This is a genomic window from Mycobacterium sp. TH-M106 (genome assembly GCF_057473765.1).
Map to the genome: position 1 here is coordinate 1 of NZ_JBYCLE010000085.1, position 6,290 is coordinate 6,290.

The 6,290-nt window shown below is 68.6% G+C and carries 6 protein-coding genes; all 6 read left to right on the top strand.

Annotated elements, in window-relative coordinates; translation table 11 throughout:
- Positions 1-1,458: glutamine--fructose-6-phosphate transaminase (isomerizing) (gene glmS / locus AC2VOP_RS02850; RefSeq protein ID WP_486959566.1), on the top strand; the 1,458-nt coding region annotated here is incomplete at its 5' end.
- A gap of 90 nt (positions 1,459-1,548) precedes the next feature.
- Positions 1,549-1,902, top strand: coding sequence for a type II toxin-antitoxin system Phd/YefM family antitoxin (locus AC2VOP_RS02855; RefSeq protein WP_486959571.1), 354 nt, complete (start codon positions 1,549-1,551; stop codon positions 1,900-1,902).
- Positions 1,899-2,294, top strand: coding sequence for a type II toxin-antitoxin system VapC family toxin (locus AC2VOP_RS02860; RefSeq protein WP_486959567.1), 396 nt, complete (start codon positions 1,899-1,901; stop codon positions 2,292-2,294). Before AC2VOP_RS02855 ends, AC2VOP_RS02860 begins: the two co-directional genes overlap by 4 nt.
- 5 nt (positions 2,295-2,299) lie before the next feature.
- Positions 2,300-3,721: an NAD(P)H-hydrate dehydratase gene (locus AC2VOP_RS02865; RefSeq protein ID WP_486959568.1), complete on the top strand. Its 1,422-nt coding sequence runs from the start codon at positions 2,300-2,302 to the stop codon at positions 3,719-3,721.
- A gap of 32 nt (positions 3,722-3,753) precedes the next feature.
- Positions 3,754-5,133: a glutamate decarboxylase gene (gene gad / locus AC2VOP_RS02870; protein WP_486959569.1), complete on the top strand. Its 1,380-nt coding sequence runs from the start codon at positions 3,754-3,756 to the stop codon at positions 5,131-5,133.
- Between the two features lie 303 nt (positions 5,134-5,436).
- Positions 5,437-6,290 (top strand): alanine racemase (gene alr / locus AC2VOP_RS02875; RefSeq protein ID WP_486959570.1); only part of this gene is annotated, 854 nt, incomplete at its 3' end.

Sequence of the window (6,290 nt, forward strand, 5' to 3'; positions counted from 1 at the left end):
CGCCAGTACCGCCGCGGCGACACCGCCGGCGACTTCGTGGCGTCGGCGCTGGCGGTGCTGCGCCGGCTGGAGGGCCACTTCACCCTGGTGTTCGCCAACGCCGACCAGCCCGGCACCATCGTCGCCGCCCGCCGGTCCACCCCGCTGGTGGTCGGCATCGGCCAGAGCGGGTCGGGCGAGATGTTCGTCGGCTCCGACGTGGCCGCGTTCATCGGCTACACCCGCGACGCGGTCGAGCTGGGCCAGGACCAGGTGGTGGTGCTCACCGCCGAGGGCTATCGGGTCACCGACTTTCACGGCAACCCCGCCGGTGCTCGCGCTTTCCACATCGACTGGGATCTGAGCGCCGCCGAGAAGGGCGGTTATGAGTACTTCATGCTCAAGGAGATCGCCGAACAGCCCACCGCGGTGGCCGACACCCTGCTGGGGCATTTCGTCGACGGACGCATCGAGCTCGACGAGCAGCGGCTCTCCGATGGCGAGCTGCGCGAGATCGACAAGGTGTTCGTGGTGGCCTGCGGCACCGCCTATCACTCCGGTCTGCTGGCCAAGTACGCCATCGAGCACTGGACCCGGCTGCCGGTGGAAGTCGAACTGGCCAGTGAGTTCCGCTACCGCGACCCGGTGCTGGACCGCGGCACGCTGGTGGTGGCGATTAGCCAGTCCGGTGAGACCGCCGACACCTTGGAGGCGGTGCGCCACGCCAAGGAGCAGAAAGCCAAGGTGTTGGCCATCTGCAACACCAACGGCTCCCAGATCCCGCGGGAATCCGACGCGGTGCTCTACACCCGCGCCGGCCCCGAGATCGGGGTGGCGTCGACGAAGACGTTTCTGGCCCAGATCGCGGCCAACTACCTGGTCGGGCTGGCACTGGCGCAGGCGCGCGGCACGAAATACCCCGACGAGGTGCAGCGCGAATACCGCGAGCTGGAGTCGATGCCCGAGCTGGTGGCCCAGGTGCTCGACGGCGTCGGCTCGGTGACCGCGCTGGCACACCGGTTCGCCCGGTCGCCGGCGGTGCTGTTCTTAGGCCGTCACGTCGGCTATCCGGTGGCGCTGGAAGGCGCGCTCAAGCTCAAGGAGCTGGCCTACATGCACGCCGAGGGCTTCGCCGCCGGCGAGCTCAAGCACGGCCCGATCGCGCTGATCGAAGACGGCCTGCCGGTCATCGTGGTGATGCCCTCACCTAAGAACGCCTCGGTGTTGCACGCCAAGGTGCTGTCGAACATCCGCGAGATCCAGAGCCGCGGGGCGACCACCATCGTCATCGCCGAGGAGGGCGACGACACGGTGCGGCCCTACGCCGACCATCTGGTCGAAATTCCTGCGGTGTCAACGCTTTTCCAGCCATTGCTGTCGACGGTGCCGCTGCAGGTGTTCGCTGCCGGTGTCGCGCAGGCCCGCGGCTATGACGTGGACAAGCCGCGGAATCTGGCCAAGTCGGTCACCGTCGAGTAGTGAGCGCTGTGCGACGCGTGACGCCGTGGCAGAGGTGCCGTACGCGTATTGTGCCTACGCGTAGGTACAATAGCGCGAAGGGTGGTGCTGATGAGCACGGTGTCGATACGTGAGTTCTCCTACAATCCGAGCGCGATGTTCGCCCGGGCGGAGAAGGGCGAAACCATCGAGGTCACCCGGCACGGCAAGGTCATCGCGACGGTGAGCCCGGCCAAGCCGACGAAGCTCAGCCGGGTTGAGGAACTCGAGGCGTCCGGGGCGTTGCGACGGTCCGGGAAGACGCTGGCCGACCTGGACACGTTCACGCAGTATACGTTGCCGGAGGGCGCTCCGGATCCGCTCACAATGCTGCTTGAGGATCGTTACAGCGAAAGCGATTGGGAGCGCGAGCTCAGGGAAGAACTCGAGGCGAAACGTCGGAGCAGCGACGGCCAGAACGCATGATCTACCTCGATGCGTCGGCATTGGTGACGTATGTGCTCAAACGGCCGAATGTTGTCGAATTGCGTGAGTTCCTCGTTGATCACGCCGAGTTTCGCGGGGCTACCAGCGTCGTCGGACTCGTCGAGACAGTGCGTAACTGTGATCGCGCCGGTAGCTTCCCTCATTTGATGGCGCAGCTGCTTGACGACTACGACGAACTCCAGTTGAGTTCCGAGATCCGTGACCGAGCCGCGGATCTGCCCGGCGGGCTTAAAGCGCTCGACGCAATTCACCTGGCGACCGCTGAGATGCTCGGCGAAAGCCTCGTCTGGTTCATTACCTACGACCGGAAGCTGGCAACCGTCGCCCGGTCGCGGGGGCTGCCCGTCGCGTCGCCGGGCATGAAAGTCTAGAGCCGATGCGCCACTACTACACCGTCGAGCAGATCCGCGCCGCCGAGGCGCCGCTGCTGGCCAGCCTGCCCGACGGGGCGCTGATGCGCCGGGCCGCGTTCGGGCTGGCGACCGCTACGGCCCGGGAACTGACGGTCCGCACCGGCGGGGTCGCGGGGCGGCGCATCAGCGCCGTCGTCGGCTCCGGCGACAACGGCGGTGACGCGCTGTGGGCCGCCACCTTCCTGCGGCGCCGCGGCGCGGCGGCGGACGCGGTGCTGCTCAACCCGGAGCACACCCACCGCAAGGGGCTGGCGGCGTTCACCGCTGCGGGTGGGCGGATCGTCGAAACCGTGCCAGCGGCAACGGATCTGGTGCTCGACGGGGTGGTCGGCATCTCCGGTCGCGGCGCGCTTCGGCCGAATGCTGCCGAGGTGTTCGCCGCGGTGCATGCCGCCGGAATCCCGGTGGTGGCCGTCGACATCCCCAGCGGCGTCGACACCCACACCGGCACAGTGTCTGGCCCCGCCGTGCAGGCCGCGCTGACGGTGACCTTCGGCGGCCTCAAACCGGTGCACGCGCTGGGTGATTGCGGCCGTGTCGAATTGGTCGACATCGGCCTGGACCTGCCGCCCACCGACACCCATGGCTTCCAGGCCGCCGACGCGGCGGCGCGCTGGCCGGTGCCCGGCGCCAAAGACGACAAATACACCCAGGGCGTCACCGGCATCCTGGCTGGCTCGGCAGCTTATCCGGGTGCGGCGATCCTGTGCACCGGAGCGGCGGTGGCCTCCACTGCCGGCATGGTCCGCTATGCGGGAAGTGCTGCAGCACAAGTTGTCTCGCACTGGCCGGAAGTGGTGGTAGCGCCCAGCGCGGCGGCTGCCGGGCGGGTGCAGGCCTGGGTCGTCGGGCCGGGGCTGGGCACCGACGGCACTGCCGCCGCCGACTTGTGGTTCGCGCTGGACACCGATCTGCCGGTGATCGTCGACGCCGATGCGCTGACGATTCTGGCCGCGCATCCCGACCTGGTGAAAGACCGCAGCGCCCCGACCGTGTTAACCCCGCACGCCGGCGAGTTCGCCCGGCTTGCCGGCGCACCGCCCGGCGACGACCGTGTCGGCGCCGCGCGCCGTCTCGCCGACGACATGGGCGCCACCGTGCTGCTCAAGGGCAACGTCACCGTCATCGCCGCCCCTGGCGGGCCGGTCTATCTCAACCCGGCCGGCAATTCCTGGGCGGCCACCGCCGGCTCGGGTGACGTGCTGTCCGGCATGATCGGCGCGCTGCTGGCCCACGGCGTGGCCGCCGTCGAAGCCGCTGCCGCCGCCGCGTTCGTGCACGCCAGAGCGGCGGCGTCCGCGGCCGCCGATCCCGGGCCCGGCGACGCGCCGACGTCGGCGTCGGGCATCTTGTCCCATATCCGGACCGCGCTGGCAGAGCTGTAGCAGAAGCCGTAATCGACCCGAAAGGATTCGCCGTGTCCCACCCGTCTGTTCCCGCGCACTCGATCGCCCCGGCCTACACCGGCCGGATTTTCACCGCGCCGATACCGGCGCTGCGGCTGCCCGACGAGTCGATGGATCCGGAGGCCGCCTACCGGTTCATCCACGACGAGTTAATGCTCGACGGCAGCTCCCGGCTGAACCTAGCGACCTTCGTCACCACCTGGATGGACCCCGAGGCCGGCAAGCTGATGGCCGAGTCGTTCGACAAGAACATGATCGACAAGGACGAATACCCGGCCACCGCCGCCATCGAACAGCGCTGCGTGTGCATGGTCGCCGACCTGTTCCACGCCGAGGACCTGCGTGATGACGACCCGTCCAGCGCCATCGGGGTGTCCACCGTCGGGTCGAGTGAGGCGGTGATGCTGGGCGGGCTGGCGTTGAAGTGGCGCTGGCGGCAGCGAGTAGGTCCGGCTTGGAAGAACCGCACTCCGAACCTGGTGATGGGTTCTAACGTCCAGGTGGTCTGGGAGAAGTTCTGTCGTTACTTCGACGTCGAACCGCGCTATCTGCCGATGGCCGAGGGCCGTTACGTCATCACCCCGGAGCAGGTGGTCGACGCCGTCGACGAGGACACCATAGGCGTGGTGGCGATCCTGGGCACCACCTACACCGGGGAGCTGGAGCCGGTTGCCGAGATCTGCGCGGCGCTAGACGAGCTGGCCGCCAAGGGCGGGGTGGACGTGCCGGTGCACGTCGACGCGGCCAGCGGCGGTTTCGTGGTGCCGTTTGTGCACCCCCGTCTCAAGTGGGACTTCCGGCTGCCGCGGGTGGTGTCGATCAACGCCAGCGGCCACAAGTACGGACTGACCTACCCGGGCATCGGGTTCGTGGTGTGGCGCAGCCGCGACCACCTGCCCGAGGAGCTGGTGTTCCGGGTCAACTACTTAGGCGGCGACATGCCGACCTTCACGCTGAATTTCTCCCGTCCCGGCAACCAGGTGGTCGGGCAGTACTACAACTTCCTGCGGATGGGCCGGATGGGCTACACCGACGTCATGCGGACGCTGTCGGACACCGCGCGGTTTCTCAGTCATCAACTGAGCACAACCGGATGCTTCGAGGTGATCAGCGACGGGACGGCGATCCCGGTGGTCAGCTTCCGGCTCACCGGAGACCGCGGCTACACCGAGTTCGACGTCTCCCACGAGCTTCGGACCTTCGGCTGGCAGGTGCCGGCCTACACCATGCCGGAGGCTGCCACCCACGTCTCGGTGCTGCGCATCGTGGTCCGGGAAGGCCTCTCCGCTGACCTGGCCCGCGCTCTGTACGACGACATCGTCACCGCGTTAGCCACCCTGGACAAGCTCAAGCCCGGTGGGCACTTCAAGCAGCAGCATTTCGCGCACTGAACAGGCCCTGCGCGTCCCTGCGCGTCCCTCCGCTTCGCCGAGCGTCCCTCCGCTTCGCCGAGCGTCCCTGCGCGTCCCTCTGCTTCGCCGAGCGTCCCTGCGCTTCGCCGAACGTGAAGCTGTTGCGAGATTTCGCGCGATTTTTCGCAACAGTTTCACACTCGGCGCGGCGGAGGGGAGGCCGGTGCCGGGGTCGGCGCGGCGGTGGGGAGGCCGGTGCCGGGGTCGGCGCGGGCCGGGGAGGCGGTGCGGCACAACCATCGCGACGGCCATCTGGTCGGTTCTGGGACAATCGGTAGCGAGATGACTGCGATAACCCAGCGGCAGCACCTGCTCGCCGAGGCCGTGGTCGACCTGGACGCCGTCGCCCGCAACGTGCGGGTGCTCGTCGAACACGCCGGATCTACGCAGGTGATGGCCGTGGTCAAGGCCGACGGATACGGCCACGGCGCGGTGCCGGTGGCCCGGGCGGCGGTGGCTGCCGGGGCGGCGGAGTTAGGGGTGGCCACCGTCGACGAGGCGTTGGCATTGCGGGCGGGCGGCATAAACGCCCCGGTGCTGGCGTGGCTGCACCAGCCCGGCACCGACTTCGCCCCTGCACTCGCTGCCGACGTGCAGATCGCGGTCTCCTCGGCGCGGCAACTGGATGAACTGCTCGACGCGGTGCACCGCGCCGGCCGCACCGCGACGGTGACCGTCAAGGTGGACACCGGGATGAACCGCAACGGGGTCGGCATGGCCGACTACCCCGCGCTTGTGGCCGCCCTGCGCCGTGCTGTCGCCGAGGGCGCCATCCGGTTACGGGGGTTGATGTCGCATCTGGCCTGCGCCGACGAACCGGAGAATCCGACCAACGACATTCAGGCGCAACGGTTTTCCGATCTGCTGGCGCAGGCTCGCGACCAGGGTGTGCGCTACGAGGTGGCCCACTTGGCGAATTCGGCGGGCGCCTTAACCCGGCCCGACTTGGCCTACGACATGGTCCGGACCGGAATCGCGGTCTATGGCCTGAACCCGGTGCCGGCTATCGGCGACACCGGGCTGGTCCCGGCGATGACGTTGAAAACCACTGTGGTGCTGGTGCGGCCGATTCGGGCCGGCGAGGGCGTGTCCTACGGGCACACCTGGGTCGCCGAGGCCGACACCACCCTGGCGCT

What these genes read in the sequence shown, in the direction of transcription:
- AC2VOP_RS02860 (WP_486959567.1), top strand. Translation starts at nt 1,899, where the DNA reads ATGATCTACCTCGATGCGTCGGCATTGGTGACGTATGTGCTCAAACGG.
- AC2VOP_RS02855 (WP_486959571.1), top strand. Translation starts at nt 1,549, where the DNA reads ATGAGCACGGTGTCGATACGTGAGTTCTCCTACAATCCGAGCGCGATG.
- AC2VOP_RS02865 (WP_486959568.1), top strand. Translation starts at nt 2,300, where the DNA reads ATGCGCCACTACTACACCGTCGAGCAGATCCGCGCCGCCGAGGCGCCG.